At 59.7% G+C, this 243-nt stretch carries 1 protein-coding gene; it reads left to right on the top strand.

All coding sequences use genetic code 11. The annotated features are described in order from the left end of the window. A partial coding sequence (locus tag SB719_RS22150; protein ID WP_412160033.1) for a type VI secretion protein IcmF/TssM N-terminal domain-containing protein occupies nt 1–243 on the top strand: 243 nt, incomplete at both ends.

Here is a 243-nt window from a genome sequence, read left to right as displayed (position 1 = left end):
ACGCGTTCGACGCCTGGCTGGATGAGTATGACGAGCACTACGGGTGGCTTCTCACCCAATTGCATGAGCAGGTCATCGACCGGTTGGATGTACTGGGCAAGACAGCACCGTGCGGGCGCCTGTTCTCACTGTATGCACAGCTGATCGGGTTGCGCCCCATACTGCAGGCATTCCTGCGCGAAACCTTGGCGAGTGACCGGTTCACCACGCCACCCTTGGTACGTGGTGTGTACTGGTCGTCAG

Source organism: Pantoea sp. SIMBA_079 (assembly GCF_046940275.1).
GTDB lineage: Bacteria > Pseudomonadota > Gammaproteobacteria > Enterobacterales > Enterobacteriaceae > Pantoea > Pantoea borealis.
The sequence above is the reverse complement of the archived record's forward strand: the minus strand, read 5'-3'. Positions and strand labels throughout refer to the sequence as shown.